This is a genomic window from Streptomyces sp. P17 (assembly GCF_032436805.1).
Classification (GTDB): Bacteria; Actinomycetota; Actinomycetes; order Streptomycetales; family Streptomycetaceae; genus Streptomyces.
The window spans coordinates 1-257 of sequence record NZ_JAVRBF010001110.1 but is presented as its reverse complement, the minus strand read 5'-3'; the positions used below and the strand labels follow the sequence as shown (position 1 = coordinate 257).

The following is a 257-nucleotide window of genomic DNA, read 5'->3' as shown; positions in this document are numbered from 1 at the left end:
ATCGTCGGGAAACAGCGGCTGGGTGTCGGCTTTCCCCGACACGGAGAAGATGTGTCCGGTCGGCAGCCCTTCGCGCTGCAGGATCTGGCGCACGGTGTTGGCGCGATCGGCCGAGAGATCGAACCCGTCGTAGCCGGTGCGCGGCGACACGAAGCCCGAGGCGGTATGGCCCGTGATCACGATGCGAAGCGGGGTCGCCTTCAGCGGCGCGGCCAGCTTCTGCAGCAAGAGCCGGGTGCGCTCGTACGGCTCGCGGG

1 protein-coding gene is annotated in these 257 nt (G+C 68.9%); it reads right to left on the bottom strand.

Features of this window, described 5'->3' with window-relative positions; all coding sequences use genetic code 11:
* Positions 1-228 (bottom strand): OmpA family protein (locus tag RMT89_RS44110; protein WP_315889384.1); only part of this gene is annotated, 228 nt, incomplete at its 3' end.
* Positions 229-257 lie beyond the last annotated feature (29 nt).